Annotated in this window: 15 protein-coding genes and 1 pseudogene; 13 read left to right on the top strand and 3 right to left on the bottom strand. The window is 62.6% G+C overall.

Annotated features, from left to right (window positions below):
- Positions 1-71 precede the first annotated feature (71 nt).
- The 10 genes and pseudogenes from PMI20_RS05530 to PMI20_RS05485 all read left to right on the top strand — a co-directional run bounded on the left by PMI20_RS05530 (position 72) and on the right by PMI20_RS05485 (position 12889).
- Complete coding sequence (locus PMI20_RS05530; RefSeq protein WP_037034702.1) at positions 72-2291, top strand: primosomal protein N'; 2220 nt, start codon at positions 72-74, stop codon at positions 2289-2291.
- 195 nt (positions 2292-2486) lie between these two features.
- Complete coding sequence (argS, locus tag PMI20_RS05525) at positions 2487-4223, top strand: arginine--tRNA ligase (RefSeq protein ID WP_007925862.1); 1737 nt, start codon at positions 2487-2489, stop codon at positions 4221-4223.
- Position 4224: 1 nt separating this feature from the next.
- Entirely contained in the window at positions 4225-4944 is a 720-nt protein-coding gene (locus tag PMI20_RS05520; RefSeq protein WP_007925864.1) for an SPOR domain-containing protein, read from the top strand.
- A gap of 201 nt (positions 4945-5145) precedes the next feature.
- A complete protein-coding gene (gene hslV / locus PMI20_RS05515; protein ID WP_007925866.1) occupies positions 5146-5676 on the top strand; it encodes an ATP-dependent protease subunit HslV in 531 nt (176 codons plus the stop codon).
- Positions 5677-5733: 57 nt separating this feature from the next.
- On the top strand, positions 5734-7074 hold the full coding sequence (gene hslU / locus PMI20_RS05510; RefSeq protein WP_007925868.1) for an ATP-dependent protease ATPase subunit HslU: 1341 nt from the start codon (positions 5734-5736) through the stop codon (positions 7072-7074).
- Between the two features lie 79 nt (positions 7075-7153).
- Positions 7154-7531, top strand: a complete 378-nt coding sequence (locus PMI20_RS05505) for a gamma-butyrobetaine hydroxylase family protein (protein ID WP_007925870.1) — start codon at positions 7154-7156, stop codon at positions 7529-7531.
- A 258-nt stretch (positions 7532-7789) separates the two neighbouring features.
- A complete protein-coding gene (gene phaC, locus PMI20_RS05500) occupies positions 7790-9469 on the top strand; it encodes a class II poly(R)-hydroxyalkanoic acid synthase (RefSeq protein WP_007925871.1) in 1680 nt (559 codons plus the stop codon).
- Positions 9470-9565: 96 nt separating this feature from the next.
- Positions 9566-10423 carry a poly(3-hydroxyalkanoate) depolymerase gene (phaZ, locus tag PMI20_RS05495; protein WP_007925872.1) on the top strand — a complete coding sequence of 286 codons (858 nt, stop codon included), beginning with the start codon at positions 9566-9568 and terminating at the stop codon, positions 10421-10423.
- Positions 10424-10529: 106 nt separating this feature from the next.
- Positions 10530-12211 (top strand): annotated as a pseudogene (phaC, locus tag PMI20_RS05490) (class II poly(R)-hydroxyalkanoic acid synthase).
- Positions 12212-12268: 57 nt separating this feature from the next.
- Positions 12269-12889, top strand: coding sequence for a TetR/AcrR family transcriptional regulator (locus PMI20_RS05485; protein ID WP_007925874.1), 621 nt, complete (start codon positions 12269-12271; stop codon positions 12887-12889).
- 75 nt (positions 12890-12964) lie between these two features.
- Here PMI20_RS05485 and PMI20_RS05480 read toward each other — a convergent pair whose 3' ends face one another.
- The 3 genes from PMI20_RS05480 to PMI20_RS05470 all read right to left on the bottom strand — a co-directional run bounded on the left by PMI20_RS05480 (position 12965) and on the right by PMI20_RS05470 (position 14672).
- A complete protein-coding gene (locus PMI20_RS05480) occupies positions 12965-13756 on the bottom strand; it encodes a phasin family protein (protein ID WP_007925876.1) in 792 nt (263 codons plus the stop codon).
- A gap of 10 nt (positions 13757-13766) precedes the next feature.
- Positions 13767-14189 (bottom strand): phasin family protein, encoded by a 423-nt coding sequence (locus tag PMI20_RS05475; protein ID WP_007925877.1) that lies wholly within the window; start codon positions 14187-14189, stop codon positions 13767-13769.
- A gap of 207 nt (positions 14190-14396) precedes the next feature.
- Positions 14397-14672, bottom strand: coding sequence for a polyhydroxyalkanoic acid system family protein (locus tag PMI20_RS05470; RefSeq protein WP_007925878.1), 276 nt, complete (start codon positions 14670-14672; stop codon positions 14397-14399).
- Between the two features lie 155 nt (positions 14673-14827).
- Here PMI20_RS05470 and ubiE point away from each other — a divergent pair, with 155 nt between their 5' ends.
- The 3 genes from ubiE to ubiB are packed head-to-tail and all read left to right on the top strand — an operon-like array spanning position 14828 to position 17822.
- Positions 14828-15598, top strand: coding sequence for a bifunctional demethylmenaquinone methyltransferase/2-methoxy-6-polyprenyl-1,4-benzoquinol methylase UbiE (gene ubiE, locus PMI20_RS05465; RefSeq protein WP_007925879.1), 771 nt, complete (start codon positions 14828-14830; stop codon positions 15596-15598).
- Positions 15598-16221: a ubiquinone biosynthesis accessory factor UbiJ gene (locus PMI20_RS05460; RefSeq protein WP_007925880.1), complete on the top strand. Its 624-nt coding sequence runs from the start codon at positions 15598-15600 to the stop codon at positions 16219-16221. The genes ubiE and PMI20_RS05460 overlap by 1 nt, the downstream gene beginning before the upstream one ends.
- Entirely contained in the window at positions 16218-17822 is a 1605-nt protein-coding gene (ubiB, locus tag PMI20_RS05455) for a ubiquinone biosynthesis regulatory protein kinase UbiB (RefSeq protein ID WP_007925881.1), read from the top strand. The genes PMI20_RS05460 and ubiB overlap by 4 nt, the downstream gene beginning before the upstream one ends.
- The last annotated feature ends 47 nt before the right edge of the window (positions 17823-17869 follow it).

Below are 17869 nucleotides of genomic sequence, written 5' to 3'. Positions count from 1 at the left end.
GCTGTCCCTTGCACCGACCGTCTGCTAGGCTCCGGGCCTTCTTCACCGCCCGTTCAATGAGATTTCCCCGCGTGCCCGACGCCATTTTGCGCCTCGCCCTGCCCTCCCCCCTGCGCCGCCTGTTCGATTACCGGGCCCCTGCCGGCGTACTGCGCACCCAGCTGCATCCGGGCATGCGCCTGCGAGTGCCATTCGGTCGCCGGGAAATGATCGGCATCCTGGTCGAGGTCACGGACAGCAGCGAAGTCCCGGCCGATAAACTCAAACCGGCACTGGCCCTGCTGGACGCCACCCCGCCGCTGCCGCCCGCGCTGTTCAAGCTGTGCCTGTGGACCGCGCAGTACTACCAGCACAGCCTCGGCGATACCCTGAGCTGGGCGCTGCCGGTCCTGCTGCGCCAGGGCGAGCCGGCCGAGGCCCGGCAGGAACGCTTCTGGTCGGTCAGCCCCGGCGCCAGTCTCGACGACCCTCGCATCGCCCGCGCCCCACGCCAGCGCGAAGCCCTGGCGACCCTGGCCCAGCACCCTCACGGCGTCGCCCATCAGTTACTGAGCAAGCTGATGCTGAGCAAGGACAGCCTGGACCTGTTGCTGGCCAAGGATCTGGTGCAGGTGGAAGTCCGCCGGCACGCTCCGGGCGAACGCCACGAACATTGGCTGGCCCAGCCGGAACTGCCGCTCAACAGCGAACAGCGCGCCGCCTATGAGGCCATCCGCTCCGGTTTCGACAGCTATCACGCCTTCCTGCTGGCCGGGGTCACCGGCAGCGGCAAGACCGAAGTCTATCTGCAGCTGATCCGCGAAACCCTGGAAGCCGGCAAGCAAGCGCTGGTGCTGATCCCGGAAATCAACCTCGGCCCGCAGACCCTGGCGCGCTTCGAACAACGTTTCAACGCCCGCATCGCCCTGCTGCACTCGGCGGTCAACGACCGCGAGCGCCTGGATGCCTGGCTGGCAGCCCGCGACGGTGAGGCCGACATTATTATCGGCACCCGCTCGGCGCTGTTCACGCCGATGAAGAACCCCGGGCTGATCATCATCGATGAAGAACACGACGGCTCCTATAAACAGCAGGAAGGCCTGCGCTACCACGCCCGCGACCTGGCCCTGGTCCGCGCCCGCCAGGAAAACATCCCTATCGTGCTGGGCTCCGCCACCCCGTCGATGGAAAGCCTGCACAACGCCTACACCGGCCGTTATGGCCTGTTGCGGCTGAACGAGCGGGCCGGTGGCGCCAAGCAGCCGCGCTTCCTGCGCCTGGATGTGAAGAGCCGGCCGCTGGACAGCGGCATTTCCGGCCCCATGCAACAAGCCATCGGCCAGACCCTGGCGGCAGGCCAGCAGGTGCTGGTGTTCCTCAATCGCCGTGGTTTCGCGCCGACCCTGCTGTGCCACGACTGCGGCTGGATGTCCGAGTGCGAACGCTGCGACGCGCGGATGACCGTGCACCAGCGCTACGGCGAGTTGCGCTGCCACCATTGCGGTCACTCCGAGCGCGTGCCGCGGCATTGCCCGAAATGCGGCAAGGTCGACCTGCGCCCGGTCGGCGCCGGCACCGAGCGCGCCGAGGAGCGGCTGGCAATCCTGTTCCCGGACTACCCGGTGCTGCGGGTCGATCGCGACAGCACCTCGCGCAAGGACGCGATGAACCAGTTGTTCGCCACCATCCAGAAGGGCCAGCCCTGCATCCTCGTTGGCACCCAGATGCTCGCCAAGGGACACCACTTCCCGCGGGTGACCCTGGTCTCGATCCTCGATGCCGACGGCGGCCTGTTCTCCGGCGACTTCCGCGCCAGCGAGCGCATGGCGCAGCTGATCGTCCAGGTGGCTGGCCGCGCCGGGCGGGCCGAAGAGCCAGGCAAGGTGATCATCCAGACCCACCTGGCCGACCACCCGCTGCTGGTGCAGCTGACCGAGCAGGGTTACTTCGCCTTTGCCGAACAGGCCTTGAGCGAACGCCGCGCCGCCGGCCTGCCGCCGTTCGCCCATCTGGCGCTGTTGCGCGCCGAGGCGCACAAGCCGGGACAGGCCGAAGGCTTCCTCGACGAAGCCTGCGGCGAGGCCGAGCGCTTGCTGGCCGAGATGAACCTGGGCGGTATCGAATTGCTGGGGCCGGTACCGGCGCCCATGGAGCGCCGCGCCGGGCGTTATCGCGCGCAACTGCTGTTACAGGCCAATGCCCGGGCTCCGCTGCACAAGCTGCTGAGTCACTGGCTGCTGGTGCTGGAACAGATGCCCAGCGGGCGCCAGGTACGCTGGTCGCTGGATGTTGACCCTGTGGACCTGTATTGATAGAAAAACCGCCATCTTGGGCAAGCACGCTTCTGTAGGAGCGAGCGGGCGGCGATCCGACTTGTACGCGATAAGGCCCGAACAGCCACCGCACAGCCGGCTATAGTTGGCAAGCCCGTCTTCGCAACGGATAATGCCCAGTTTTTCCACCTGCGCATCGAAGCGCCGCCGCGCCAGCGGTTGAAAGAGAAGACCATGAAAGACACCATTCGCCAGCTCATCCAGCAAGCCATCACCCAACTCGTCACCGAAGGTGTGTTGCCAGAAGGCCTGACGCCGGCGATCCAGGTAGAAAACTCCCGCGACAAGACCCACGGCGACTTCGCCAGCAACATCGCCATGATGCTGGCCAAGCCGGCCGGCATGAAACCACGCGACCTGGCGGAAAAGATCATCGCCGCCCTGCCCGCCGACGAACAGGTCAGCAAGGCCGAGATCGCTGGCCCCGGCTTCATCAACTTCTTCCAGAACACCCAGGCCCTGGCCACCCGCCTGGATGCCGCCTTGGCCGACGCCCACCTCGGCGTGCGCAAGGCCGGCGCATTGCAGCGCACCGTGGTCGACCTGTCGGCACCGAACCTGGCCAAAGAGATGCACGTCGGCCACCTGCGCTCGACCATCATTGGCGACGGGGTGGCGCGGGTCCTGGAGTTTCTCGGCGATACCGTGATCCGCCAGAACCATGTGGGCGACTGGGGTACCCAGTTCGGCATGCTGATGGCCTACCTGCAGGAAAACCCGATCACTAGCGACGAGCTGTCGGACCTGGAAAACTTCTACCGCGCCGCCAAGCAGCGCTTCGACGAATCCGAAGAGTTCGCCGACCGTGCCCGCGGCCTGGTGGTCAAGCTGCAGGCCGGTGACGCGGACTGCCTGGAACTGTGGACCAAGTTCAAGGACATCTCCCTGTCCCACTGCCAGAAGATCTACGAACTGCTGAACGTCAAACTGACCATGGCCGACGTGATGGGCGAAAGCGCCTACAACGACGACCTGATCAACGTGGTCAACGACCTCAAGGCCAAGGGCATGCTGGTCGAGAGCAACGGCGCCCAGTGCGTGTTCCTCGACGAGTTCAAGAACGCCGAAGGCGAGCCTCTGCCGGTGATCATCGTCAAGGCCGACGGCGGCTACCTGTACGCCACCACCGACCTGGCCGCCGTGCGCTACCGCAGCGGCAAGCTCAAGGCCGACCGCGCGCTGTACTTCGTCGACCAGCGCCAAGCCCTGCACTTCCAGCAAGTGTTCGCGGTGGCCCGCAAGGCCGGCTTCGTGACCCACCCGATGGACATGGAGCACATGGGCTTCGGCACCATGAACGGCGCCGACGGCCGTCCGTTCAAGACCCGCGATGGCGGTACAGTGAAGCTGATCGACTTGCTGACCGAAGCCGAAGAGCGCGCCTACAGCCTGGTCAAGGAAAAGAACCCGGAGCTGGCCGAGGCCGATCTGCGCAACATCGCCAAGGTGGTGGGCATCGACTCGGTGAAATACGCCGACCTGTCCAAGCACCGCACCAGCGACTACAGCTTCAACTTCGACCTGATGCTGAACTTCGAAGGCAACACCGCGCCTTACCTGCTGTACGCCTACACCCGCGCCGCCGGTGTGTTCCGCAAGCTGGGCAAGGACTTCAGCGAAGTGCAGGGGCAGATCACCCTCGAAGCCGCCCATGAGCTGGAGCTGGCGGCCAAGCTGGCGCAGTTCGGCGAAGTGCTGAACGGCGTGGCCGACAAGGGTACACCGCATATCCTGTGCACCTACCTGTACGACGTGGCCGGGCTGTTCTCCAGCTTCTACGAGAACTGCCCGATCCTCAGTGCCGAATCGCCGACGCAGATGCAGAGCCGCTTGCGCCTCACCGAGCTGACCCGTCGTACCCTCAAGCAAGGTCTGGAATTGCTGGGCCTGAAAGTTCTGGAGCAAATGTAAGTTGGCTGCCAAGAAAAAACCTGCACCCAAGCGTGGCGCCAGCCGTTACCAAGCTCCTGCGAAGCAACCGATTCCGGGTTGGTTGTGGATGGCCATCGGCCTGGCCGTGGGCGCCTTCATCGTGTTCCTGATGAAGCTGGAGCCAGGCAAGGGCGGTGACAGCGTCAAGCGCGAGCGGCTGGAGCAACAGAAAACCACCAAGATCGCCGAGGCCAACAAGACCCCGCCGAGCCCGCAGCAACCGGTGAAGCCGAAGTACGACTTCTATACCCTGCTGCCGGAATCGGAGGTGATAGTGCCGCCGGAAGCCGTGCCGGAAAAAACCCTGCCGACGCCGCAGACTGCGCCAGTGGTTCCGACCACCCCGGTGACCCCGGCGGAAGCGGCGAAGATCGATACCGCGCGAGCCCAGGCGGCCCTGGCCGGCATCACCCCGCCGCCCGCACCACCGGTGGCGCAGGTGGCGAAGGCCGCGCCGGTGACCAGGTTCTTCCTGCAGGCCGGTTCGTTCCGCAAGCAGACCGATGCCGACAAGGTCCGCGCGCAGATCATCCTGCTGGGGCAATCGGTGTCCGTCGAGTCCGGCACCGTCAAGGACGAGACCTGGTACCGCGTACTGGTCGGCCCGTTCAGCAACCGCGAACAGCTGACCACCGCGCAGAAGCAATTGGCCGGCGCCGGCTTCAGCAACCTGCTGTTACAACAGCGCCAGAGCCGCTAAAGCGGCTGATCGCGAGCAAGTCCGCTCCGCATCCCCTGCAGGAGCGGACTTGCCCGCGATGGCGTCCTCCCCCCGGCTTCCACTCTCCCGCCAAGAAATACCGCTCGTCCCACAACCCCCAGCGCAGTTGAAAAACCCCACGTCACCCCCATATGAGTTCCCATCAGGGCATTTTCGCCCCGCAGCGTGGAGACTCTCCCCTTGACCACCATCGTTTCAGTCCGCCGCTTCGGCAAAGTCGTCATGGGCGGCGACGGCCAGGTTTCCCTCGGCAACACCGTGATGAAAGGCAACGCGAAAAAAGTTCGCCGCCTGTATCACGGCCAGGTCATCGCCGGCTTTGCCGGGGCCACCGCTGACGCCTTCACCCTGTTCGAACGCTTCGAAGGCCAGCTTGAAAAGCATCAGGGGCATCTGGTACGCGCCGCCGTCGAACTGGCCAAGGAATGGCGTACCGATCGCTCCCTCAGCCGCCTCGAAGCCATGCTCGCGGTCGCCAACAAGGACGCCTCCTTGATCATCACCGGCAACGGTGACGTGGTCGAGCCGGAAGACGGCCTGATCGCCATGGGCTCCGGCGGCGCCTACGCCCAGGCCGCGGCCAGCGCCCTGCTGAAGAAAACCGACCTGTCGGCCCGCGAAATCGTCGAAACCGCCTTGGGCATCGCCGGCGACATCTGCGTATTCACCAACCACACCCAGACCATTGAGGAGCAGGATCTCGCGGAATAAGCCTGTTTCGGCCATCGCGCCACGGCATTCATTCTTGCTTGAGGACCGCCAATTACTATGCCCATGACTCCCCGCGAAATCGTCCACGAACTCAACCGCCATATCATCGGCCAGGACGATGCCAAGCGCGCCGTCGCCATCGCGCTGCGTAACCGCTGGCGCCGCATGCAACTGCCTGAAGAGCTGCGTGTCGAAGTGACCCCGAAGAACATCCTGATGATCGGCCCGACCGGCGTCGGCAAGACCGAGATCGCCCGGCGCCTGGCCAAGCTGGCCAACGCTCCGTTCATCAAGGTCGAAGCGACCAAGTTCACTGAAGTCGGTTATGTCGGCCGCGACGTTGAATCGATCATCCGCGACCTGGCCGATGCCGCGATCAAACTGTTCCGCGAACAGGAAATGACTCGCGTGCGCCACCGCGCCGAAGACGCCGCCGAAGAACGCATCCTCGATGCCCTGCTGCCGCCGGCGCGCATGGGTTTCAGCAACGAGGACGCCGCCCCGGCCCAGGACTCCAACACCCGCCAGCTGTTCCGCAAGCGCCTGCGCGAAGGCCAGCTGGACGACAAGGAAATCGAGATCGAAGTGGCTGAAGTCAGCGGCGTCGACATTTCCGCGCCACCGGGCATGGAAGAGATGACCAACCAGCTGCAGAGCCTCTTCGCCAACATGGGCAAGGGCCAGCGCAAGAACCGCAAGCTCAAGATCAAGGACGCGCTCAAGCTGATCCGCGACGAAGAAGCCAGCCGCCTGGTCAACGATGAAGAACTCAAGGCCAAGGCCCTGGAAGCGGTCGAACAGCACGGCATCGTGTTCATCGACGAAATCGACAAGGTTGCCAAGCGCGGTAACTCCGGTGGCGTCGACGTATCCCGCGAAGGCGTCCAGCGCGACCTGCTGCCACTGATCGAGGGCTGCACCGTCAACACCAAGCTGGGCATGGTCAAGACCGACCACATCCTGTTCATCGCTTCCGGCGCGTTCCACCTGAGCAAGCCAAGCGACCTGGTGCCCGAGTTGCAAGGCCGCCTGCCGATCCGCGTCGAGCTCAAGGCGCTGTCGCCGGAAGACTTCGAGCGGATTCTCAGCGAGCCTCACGCCTCCCTGACCGAGCAATACCGCGAGCTGCTGAAAACCGAAGGCTTGGTCATCGAGTTCCAGGCGGACGGTATCAAGCGCCTGGCGGAGATCGCCTGGCAGGTCAACGAGAAGACCGAGAACATCGGTGCCCGTCGCCTGCACACCCTGCTCGAGCGCTTGCTCGAAGAGGTGTCGTTCAGCGCCGGCGACCTGGCCAGCGCCCACAACGAAGAGCCGATCCGCATCGACGCCGCCTACGTCAACAGCCACCTGGGCGAATTGGCGCAGAACGAAGACCTGTCCCGCTACATCCTCTAAGCGGCAAGCCATAAGCTTCAAGCTGCAAGTTGACCGCCGTCATCTTGTAGCTTGCGGCTTGCAGCTTTAAGCTGCCCCCATGACCAGACTTCCCACCGCCATCAACCTGCACAAAGCCTCGAAGACCCTGACGCTGACCTACGCGCCAGACGAGGTCTATCACCTGCCCGCCGAATTCCTGCGGGTGCACTCCCCCTCCGCCGAGGTCCAGGGCCACGGCAAACCCATCCTGCAATTTGGCAAGATCGGCGTCGGCCTGACCAAGGTCGAACCGGCCGGTCAGTACGCACTGAAATTGACCTTCGACGACGGGCATGACAGCGGCCTGTTCACCTGGGACTACCTGTACCAGTTGGCGGTGCGTCAGGACGATCTGTGGAAGGATTATCTTGCCGAACTTCAAGCAGCCGGAAAGTCCCGCGATCCAAATGAGTCTATCGTCAAGCTGATGCTCTAGATCAGACCTCTGAAGCTTTAGAGGGCATTTTCTAGATTCATCTGTTTGAATGCTGGGCTGCATGGCCAATGATTGGCCTGCTTGCGAAAAAAATTAAACTCGGGTAACCAATGGAGCTGGCAAGTTCCCTGCAGTGTTCTCTGAACAAAAAAGCAGTAATGCAGAATCAACGGTCACCCGAGCAGTAGTACCTGGCATCTTTGCTGTGTGACTACACAGCAGGTCCGGTACTCGTCTCAGGACAATGGAGCGTCGTAGATGAGTAACAAGAATAACGATGACCTGAAACGCCAAGCCTCGGAAAACACTCTGGGCCTGAATCCGGTCATCGGTTTACGTCGGAAAGATCTGCTTACCTCTGCTCGTATGGTGCTGACCCAGGCCATCAGACAACCGCTGCACAGCGCCAAACATGTGGCCCATTTCGGTGTCGAATTGAAGAACGTGATGTTCGGAAAATCGACGCTGCAGCCGGAGAGCGATGACCGTCGCTTCAACGATCCGGCCTGGAGCCAGAACCCACTGTACAAGCGTTATCTGCAAACCTACCTGGCGTGGCGCAAGGAGCTTCACGACTGGATCGGCCAGAGCAACCTCTCCGAACAGGACATCAGTCGCGGCCACTTCGTCATCAACCTGATGACCGAAGCCATGGCGCCGACCAACACCGCCGCCAACCCCGCGGCGGTCAAACGCTTCTTCGAAACCGGCGGTAAAAGCCTGCTCGATGGCCTCTCCCATCTGGCCAAGGACCTGGTGCACAACGGCGGCATGCCGAGCCAGGTCAATATGGACGCCTTCGAGATCGGCAAGAACCTGGGCACCAGTGAAGGCGCAGTGGTGTTTCGCAACGACGTGCTGGAACTGATCCAGTACCGCCCGGTGACCGAACAGGTGCACGAGCGCCCGCTGCTGGTGGTGCCGCCACAGATCAACAAGTTCTATGTCTTCGACCTCAGCCCGGACAAGAGCCTGGCGCGCTTCTGCCTGCGCAACGGCTTGCAGACCTTTATCGTCAGTTGGCGCAACCCGACCAAGGCGCAGCGCGAGTGGGGCCTGTCGACCTACATCGAAGCGCTGAAAGAAGCGGTCGACGTGGTCACCGCCATCACCGGCAGCAAGGACGTGAACATGCTCGGTGCCTGCTCCGGCGGCATCACCTGCACCGCGCTGCTGGGGCACTACGCAGCCCTGGGCGAAAAGAAGGTCAATGCCCTGACCCTGCTGGTCAGCGTGCTCGATACCACCCTCGATACCCAGGTGGCGCTGTTCGTCGACGAGCAGACCCTGGAGGCCGCCAAGCGTCACTCCTATCAGGCCGGCGTGCTGGAAGGCCGCGACATGGCCAAGGTCTTCGCCTGGATGCGGCCCAACGACTTGATCTGGAACTACTGGGTGAACAACTACCTGCTGGGCAACGAGCCGCCGGTGTTCGACATCCTGTTCTGGAACAACGACACCACCCGGTTGCCCGCGGCCTTCCACGGCGACCTGATCGAAATGTTCAAAAACAATCCGCTGATCCGCCCCAACGCACTGGAAGTGTGCGGCACGCCGATCGACCTGAAGCAGGTCACCGCCGACATCTTCTCCCTGGCCGGCACCAACGACCACATCACCCCGTGGAAGTCCTGCTACAAGTCGGCCCAGCTGTTCGGCGGCAAGGTCGAATTCGTCCTCTCCAGCAGCGGGCATATCCAGAGCATCCTCAACCCGCCAGGCAACCCCAAGTCGCGCTACATGACCAGCGAAGAGATGCCGGCCAGCGCCGACCTCTGGCAGGAAAACTCGACCAAGCACACCGACTCCTGGTGGCTGCACTGGCAGGCCTGGCAGGCGGAGCGTTCGGGCAAACTGAAAAAGACGCCGAGCATTCTCGGCAACAAGGCGTATCCAGCGGCCGAGGCGGCGCCGGGTACTTATGTTCATGAACGTTAGCCGATAGCAAGCCTGTAGGATCGGGCCGCTTGCGAGCATGCTGCTGCGCAAGCGACTCTCTCCTACAGGCAACGATTCCACCAACAGGGCCAAGGCATGCCTCAACCGTTCATCTTTCGCACCGTCGACCTGGATGGCCAGACCATCCGCACCGCGGTACGCCCAGGCAAGCCTCACTTGACACCCTTGCTGATCTTCAATGGTATCGGCGCCAACCTGGAGCTGGTGTTTCCATTCGTCCAGGCTTTGGACCCGGACCTGGAAGTCATCGCCTTCGACGTACCGGGCGTGGGTGGCTCCTCGACGCCGAGCCGCCCCTACCGGTTTCCCGGCCTGGCCAAGTTGACCGCGCGCATGCTCGATTACCTCGACTACGGGCAGGTCAATGTGGTCGGGGTGTCCTGGGGCGGGGCACTGGCCCAGCAGTTCGCCTACGACTACCCCGAACGCTGCAAGAAACTGGTGCTGGCCGCCACCGCCGCAGGCGCCTTCATGGTGCCGGGCAAACCCAAGGTGCTGTGGATGATGGCCAGCCCGCGGCGCTACATCCAGCCCTCCCATGTGATCCGCATCGCCCCCCTGATCTACGGCGGCTCGTTCCGCCGTGATCCCAACCTCGCCGCCGAACATGCCAGCAAGGTCCGCTCGGCGGGCAAGCTGGGCTACTACTGGCAATTGTTCGCCGGCCTCGGCTGGACCAGCATCCACTGGCTGCACAAGATCCACCAGCCGACCCTGGTGCTGGCCGGCGACGACGACCCGCTGATCCCGCTGATCAACATGCGCATGCTGGCGTGGCGAATTCCCAATGCCCAGCTACACATCATCGACGACGGGCATCTGTTCCTGATTACCCGGGCCGAGGCCGTGGCGCCGATCATCATGAAATTCCTCGAGGAGGAACGGCAACGGGCAGTGATGCACCCGCATCCGACGCCGTTCAGCGGTACGTAGCAAAAAGCGTCTGCCGACAGGATCATCGCGCGCAGGATGGTTCAGGACCGACTATGGTGTTTGTCTTGGTGTGCTTGTTGATGGCTTGACGAAGGAGTGTTGAAGCATGCGAGACAAACCAACGGCGGGCTCGTTGCCCACGCCCGCCACCTACATCACTGCCCAGAGTGCCATCACCGGCCTGCGTGGCCGTGACTTGTTGTCGACTCTGCGCAGCGTGGCCACTTATGGCCTGCGCAACCCGGTGCACAGCGCCCGCCATGCCTTGGCGCTAGGTGGCCAATTGGGCCGTGTACTACTGGGCGAAACACTGCACAAACCCAACCCCCAGGACAGCCGGTTCGCCGATCCGACCTGGAGCCTGAACCCGTTTTACCGACGCGGCCTGCAGGCCTATCTCAGTTGGCAGAAGCAAATCAAAAGCTGGATCGACGACAGCGGCATGAGCACGGACGACCGGGCCCGCGCGCACTTTGCCTTCAACCTGCTCAACGATGCGGTGGCACCGTCCAACACCCTGCTCAATCCGCTGGCGATCAAGGAAATCTTCAACTCCGGCGGCAACAGCGTGATCCGCGGCATCGGTCATCTGGTCGACGACGTGCTGCATAACAACGGCCTGCCCAGCCAGGTCACCAAACAGGCCTTCGAGGTCGGCAGGAGCCTGGCCACCACCCCCGGTTCGGTGGTGTTTCGCAACGAGCTGCTGGAACTGATCCAGTACAAGCCGATGAGCGAAAAACAGTACGCCCGGCCCTTGCTGATAGTGCCGCCGCAGATCAACAAGTTCTATATCTTCGACCTCAGCCCCACCAACAGCTTCGTGCAGTTCGCCCTGAAAAACGGCCTGCAGACCTTCATCATCAGCTGGCGCAACCCCGATGTCCGGCATCGTGAATGGGGCCTGTCGAGCTATGTCGAGGCCGTGGAGGAAGCCATGAATGCCTGCCGGGCGATCACCGGCAGCCGTGACGTGAACCTGATGGGTGCCTGTGCCGGCGGCCTGACCATTGCCGCCCTGCAAGGCCACCTGCAAGCCAAGCGACAACTGCGTCGGGTCTCCAGCTCCACCTACCTGGTCAGCCTGCTGGATAGCCAGCTGGACAGCCCGGCGACCCTGTTCGCCGACGAACAGACCCTGGAGGCAGCCAAGCGCCGCTCCTATCAACGCGGCGTGCTTGACGGTCGCGACATGGCCAAGGTGTTCGCCTGGATGCGGCCCAACGACCTGATCTGGAATTACTGGGTCAACAACTACTTGCTGGGCAAAGAGCCGCCGGCATTCGACATCCTCTACTGGAACAACGACAACACCCGGCTGCCGGCTGCCTTTCATGGCGATCTGCTGGACTTCTTCAAGCACAACCCGATGAGTCATCCCGGGGCCTGGAAGTGTGCGGCACGCCAATCGACCTGCAAAAGGTCACGGTCGACAGCTTCAGCGTCGCCGGCATCAACGACCACATCACCCCCTGGGATGCGGTGTATCGCTCAACCCTGCTGCTGGGCGGCGACAAGCGCTTCGTGCTGTCCAACAGCGGGCATGTGCAGAGCATCCTCAACCCGCCGAGCAACCCCAAGGCCAACTACGTCGAAAACGGCAAGCTCAGCAGCGACCCGCGAGCCTGGTACTACGACGCCAAGCACGTCGACGGCAGTTGGTGGACACAATGGCTGGAGTGGATCCAGCAGCGTTCCGGCGCCCAGCGCGAAACCCTGATGACCCTGGGTAACCAGAATTACCCACCGATGGAGGCGGCGCCTGGCACCTACGTGCGCGTCCGCTGAATTTCCCCGCGCCGCGGCCCGAGGGTCGCGGCCTGACTGAACAACCAAGAAGACTGGATGAAAACCCGCGACCGGATACTCGAATGTGCCCTGCTGCTGTTCAATCACAAGGGCGAACCCAATGTCTCGACCATGGAAGTTGCCAACGAAATGGGGATCAGCCCCGGCAACCTCTACTACCACTTTCACGGCAAGGAGCCGCTGGTCCTCGGGTTGTTCGAGCGCTTTCAGAATGAGCTGGTGCCCCTGCTCGATCCGCCCGCCGATGTGCACCTGGCCCCCGAAGACTACTGGCTGTTCCTGCACCTGATCGTCGAGCGCCTGGCGCACTACCGCTTCCTGTTCCAGGACCTGTCCAACCTGGCCGGACGCCTGCCGAAGCTGGCCAAGGGAATTCGCAACCTGCTCAACGCCCTGAAGCGCACCCTGGCCTCGCTGCTGGCCAGGCTCAAGGCTTCAGGTCAACTGGTCAGCGATACCCAGGCACTGGGGCAACTGGTGGAACAGATCACCATGACCCTGCTGTTCTCGCTGGACTATCAGCGCATTCTCGATCGCGAGGGCGAGGTACGGGTGGTGGTCTACCAGATCATGATGCTGGTGGCGCCGCACCTGTTGCCACCGGCGAAACTGGCCACCGAGCAGATGGCCCTGCGTTACCTCGACGAGCACGATTGACCGGCGTCGCAAGAGCCCCACGAACAAAAACGCCCGACCTTTGCAGGCCGGGCGTTTTTGTATGCCCCGAAAAACTCAGGACTGACTGGTTGGCGTCGCGGGTGCTGGCGCGGCAGTCGGGGTGACGGCAGGGGTTGGCGCCACTGCGGAGTTCGCAGGGCTGACCGGTGCTGCCGGCTTGGCGGCAATCGCAGGCTTCGGTGCAGCGGCCTTGGGTGCTGCCGGTTTCTTCACTGCTGGTTTCTTCGCCACCGGTTTCGCAGCGGGCTTGGCCGCTGGCTTGGCGGCTACTGGCTTGGCGGCAGGTTTTGCAGCCGGCTTGGCCGCCGCAGTTTTGGCTGCCGGTTTCGCGGCAGGCTTGGCTGCTGCCTTGGCTGCCGGCTTGGCCGCTGCTTTAGCCAGAGGCTTGGCCGCCGGTTTGGCCGCTGCAGTCTTGGCCGCGATCGGAACCACCTTGGCGCCTGTGAGTTTTTCGATCTGTTTGGTCAGGGTGTCGACCTTGCTGTGCAGCGCCTTGACTTCATTGCGGCTAGGCACGCCCAGACGCGAAATGGCGCTGTTCAAACGTTTGTCGAATGCACCTTCCAGCTCGTCCCACTTGCCCAGCGCGCGGTCCTTGACGCCACTGATGCGCGATTTTGCCGAGCTCGCGGAGTCCTTGGCGGCGTCGACTTTCTTGCCGACAGCGCTTTTGGTGAGCTTCTCGGCTTTCTCGCCATCCTTGACCAGCGACTCGAAAAGCTTGCTGCCGTCAGTGTCGATTTTCGAGTACACGCCTAAACCAGCAAGCCAGATTTTACGGGAGTAGTCTTCGACCTTCCCGATCCACGAGCTGCCTTCTTTTTCAGTATTCTTTTTACCAGCCATCCCGTTCTCCTTAATGTTTACGCGCGACACGTTCGAGCAATGCCGTCAGCTCATCGAGCTTAGCAGAGAGTGTCTCAACGTCATGTTTAGACGGAATGCCGATGCGATTCAAGGCACTTGCGACGCGCGTGTCAAAAGCCTTCTCGACTTTATCCAGTTGCACTTCGACTTTGCCTCTGAGACTGGTGACATCCCCCTTCACACTATCAATCTGACTGTTGGCGGCCTCAAGTTGTTCAGTCACAACTTTTTTGCCTTTCTTTTCAACAGTTTGACCAGCCTTAACGAGCTCTTGAAAGTACTCGCTGCCCTCTTGGCCAACCTTGGTGTAGGCACCCAGGCCTGCCAGCCAGATCTTGCGGGCATAGGATTTGACTTCACTCAGAGTGGTTGATGCGGCATCAACTTTTTTCTTCAGAATTACTTTGGCCATAGTGCACCTCACGCGCAGAAGGTTTGAGGAACTGCCCGCAGGAAAGTGGGCTCAGGCACAAAGTAGTGAGAAAAATTAGAATCGGCACCCTAACCAATGTCATAAAAGAGTGGACGATTATTGGAAAAGCCAGCTCGCCAACGATGCTTTCCCAGGCGTCATGACAACACCCGAAATCGCCGGCAAGCCGACTTCCGCGAAAGCGCCTCAGACCAGGGCTTTATCCAGCGCCTTTTCGATTTCCGACTTGATCATGCCGCTCATGGCGGACATCAACAGGCCCAGCTCGACATCGACCCTGATCGAATCGTCGCCCACCTGCACCGCACCTTTGACCCCCGAACGCTTGAGGTTCAGGGTATCGCCCGACCACTGCGGCTCCAGGCCATACTGATCGGCCAGTTTCTGCGCCAACTGGTCAGCCTTTTCGCGGGCTGCCTCCTTACCCAGGCCGTGGGCACGCTCAACACTTATACGGGCCATTGAATGACTCCTGATTTATCGGGACTTGCCTTGAGCGTCTTGAGCTGCGCTGCGTCAAAACGCCCCGGCGCTTCACTATCTTACATTCAGCCTTGCCAAGACAAAGACCGCCACCGGGATTAGAATGTCCCGCATTCTCTTTTGGTGACAGCGATATGACTGATCAGCGCAAAGGCAGCGATGCCGAACCCACCACTCACTTCGGCTTCAAAAACGTTCCGGAAAGCCAGAAGGCGGAAAAAGTCGCTGAGGTGTTCCACTCGGTGGCCGCCAAGTACGACCTGATGAACGACGTACTGTCCGGTGGCATGCATCGCCTGTGGAAACGCTTTACGATCGAATTGTCCGGCGTTCGCCCCGGCAATCGGGTGCTGGACATCGCCGGCGGCACCGGTGACCTGACCCGCAAGTTTTCCCATCTGGTGGGCCCTACCGGCCAGGTGGTTCTGGCCGACATCAACGCCTCCATGCTCAAGGTCGGTCGCGACCGCCTGCTCGACAAGGGCGTGGCCGGCAACATCGAGTTCGTTCAGGCCGACGCGGAAAAACTGCCGTTCCCGGACAACCATTTCGACGTCGTGACCATCGCCTTCGGCCTGCGCAACGTGACCCACAAGGAAGATGCCCTGCGCTCGATGCTGCGGGTACTCAAGCCCGGTGGCCGCCTGCTGGTGCTGGAATTCTCCAAACCGACCAACGCCCTGATGTCCAAGGTCTACGACGCCTACTCGTTCGCCTTCATGCCACTGGCCGGCAAGCTGATCACCAACGACTCGGAAAGCTATCGCTACCTGGCCGAATCGATCCGCATGCACCCGAATCAGGAAACCCTGAAGTCGATGATGGTCGAGGCCGGTTTCGATCGCGTGACCTACCACAACATGACCGCGGGCATCGTCGCCCTGCATCGCGGCATCAAACCCTGATGTTGTTCAGCGGCCTGCTCGCCAGCGTCGAACACGGCCTCAACCGTGTACTGCGTCTCGACAGCACGGCTTTGCCACGCTTGCAGCCTTTGAACGGCAAGGTCATTGCCGTCGATTGCCGCAGCCCGAGCGTGCAGTTGTTCGTCATTCCCGGCGATGAGGGCTTGACCCTCGCCACACATTGGGCCGCCGACGCCGACTGCACCCTGCGGGCGCCGGCCTCGAGCCTGGTGCGCCTGGCCCTGAGCCAGGACAAGACCGCGGTGCTGCACGGTCCCGAGGTCGAGCTGGAAGGCGACAGCGGCGTGCTGCTGGAACTGGCGGCCGTCCTCCAGGACCTGGAGCTGGACTGGGAATACGAACTCTCGCGCTGGCTCGGCCCGGTGGCCACCCAGCTGTTCAGCGGCCATATCCGTAGCCGCGCGCGCTGGTATCGCCAGGGTTTCGCCAGCCTGAACCAGAACCTTGCCGAATATCTGGCCGAAGAGTCGCGCACCCTGGTGGGCCAGCGCGAAGCCGAAGCCCGTTTCAGCGAACTGGACCGGGTCAAGCTCGACCTGGAACGCCTCGAGGCGCGCTTCGAGCGCCTCTCCCGATCCCTTGACCCAAGCGATAACGCATGAAGCTGCTTGCCGTCCGCCGTTTGTTGCGCATCCAGCGCGTCGTGATCCGCTACCGCCTCGATGACCTGCTGTTCGCCCTGCCGCTGCCCTGGTTCCTCCTGGCGCTGCGCTACGCCTTGCCCTGGCGCTGGTTCCCGCGCAAGCCACTGGAGCTAAGCCGCGGCGCGCGCCTGCGCCTGGCCTTGCAGGACCTGGGACCGATCTTCATCAAGTTCGGGCAGATTCTCTCGACCCGCCGCGACCTGCTGCCCGAAGACATCGCCGACGAGCTGATGCTGCTGCAGGACCGCGTACCGCCCTTCGACTCGAAGAAGTCGGTGGCGCTGATCGAGGAGCAACTGGGCAAGAAAGTCAGCGAGGTGTTCAGCCGTTTCGATATCGAGCCCCTGGCCTCCGCCTCGGTGGCGCAAGTCCATGCCGCCCAGCTCAAGAGCGGCGAAGAAGTGGTGGTCAAGGTCATCCGCCCGGGCCTCAAGCCCGTCATCGCTCAGGATCTGGCCTGGCTGTTCATCCTCGCCCGCGCCGCCGAGAAGGTCTCGGCCGACGCCCGCCTGCTGCACCCGGTGGACGTGGTCAGTGACTACGAAAAGACCATCTACGACGAACTCGACCTGTTGCGCGAAGCGGCCAACGCCAGCCAGCTCAAGCGCAACTTCGAAGGCTCGCCATTGCTCTACGTGCCGCAGGTCTACTGGGACTGGTGCCGGCCGAAAGTGCTGGTCATGGAACGCATCTACGGGATCCAGGTGACCGACCTGGCCACCCTCGCCGACCAGCGCACCGACATGAAAATGCTCGCCGAGCGCGGCGTGGAGATCTTCTTCACCCAGGTGTTCCGCGACAGTTTCTTCCACGCCGACATGCACCCGGGCAACATCTTCGTCAGCACCGTGCAGCCCTGGAGCCCGCAGTACATTGCGATCGACTGCGGCATCGTCGGCAGCCTGACCCCGGAAGACCAGGACTACCTGGCCCGCAACCTGTTCGCGTTCTTCAAGCGCGATTACCGGCGCGTGGCTCAGTTGCACATCGATTCGGGCTGGGTGCCGGCAGAGACCAAACTCAACGAATTCGAAGCGGCGATCCGTACCGTTTGCGAGCCGATCTTCGAAAAACCGTTAAAGGATATTTCCTTCGGCCAGGTGCTGATGCGCCTGTTCCAGACCGCTCGCCGCTTCAACATGGAAGTGCAGCCGCAGCTGGTGCTGCTGCAAAAGACCCTGCTGAACATCGAAGGCCTGGGCCGCCAGCTGTACCCGGAGCTGGACCTGTGGAACACCGCCCAGCCGTTCCTCGAACGCTGGATGCGCGAGCGCGTCAGCCCGAAAGCCTTGCTGGGCAACCTGCACAGCCAGGTCGAGCAACTGCCGCACCTGGCCAACATGACCCGCGACCTGCTCGAACGCATGTCCCAGCCCCATGCCCAGGACCCTTCGCAGCCCTGGAAACGGCGCAAGGACGACTGGTTCCTGCGTCTTCTCGGCGCGGCGCACCTGGGCGGTGGCGCGATCCTCGCGGCCGGCGGACCGCTGAACGGGCTGGGTCACTGGCCGGCTGGAATCATGATTGCCGTGGGCTTGTATCTGGTCGTGCGCCGATAGCCAGCCGGGCTAGCGGCTGGCACACTGTTTCCCATCGCCGAGGCTCG

This window comes from Pseudomonas sp. GM17 (assembly GCF_000282175.2).
GTDB classification, from domain to species: Bacteria; Pseudomonadota; Gammaproteobacteria; order Pseudomonadales; family Pseudomonadaceae; genus Aquipseudomonas; species Aquipseudomonas chlororaphis.
This window is presented reverse-complemented; position numbering and strand designations above follow the sequence as displayed.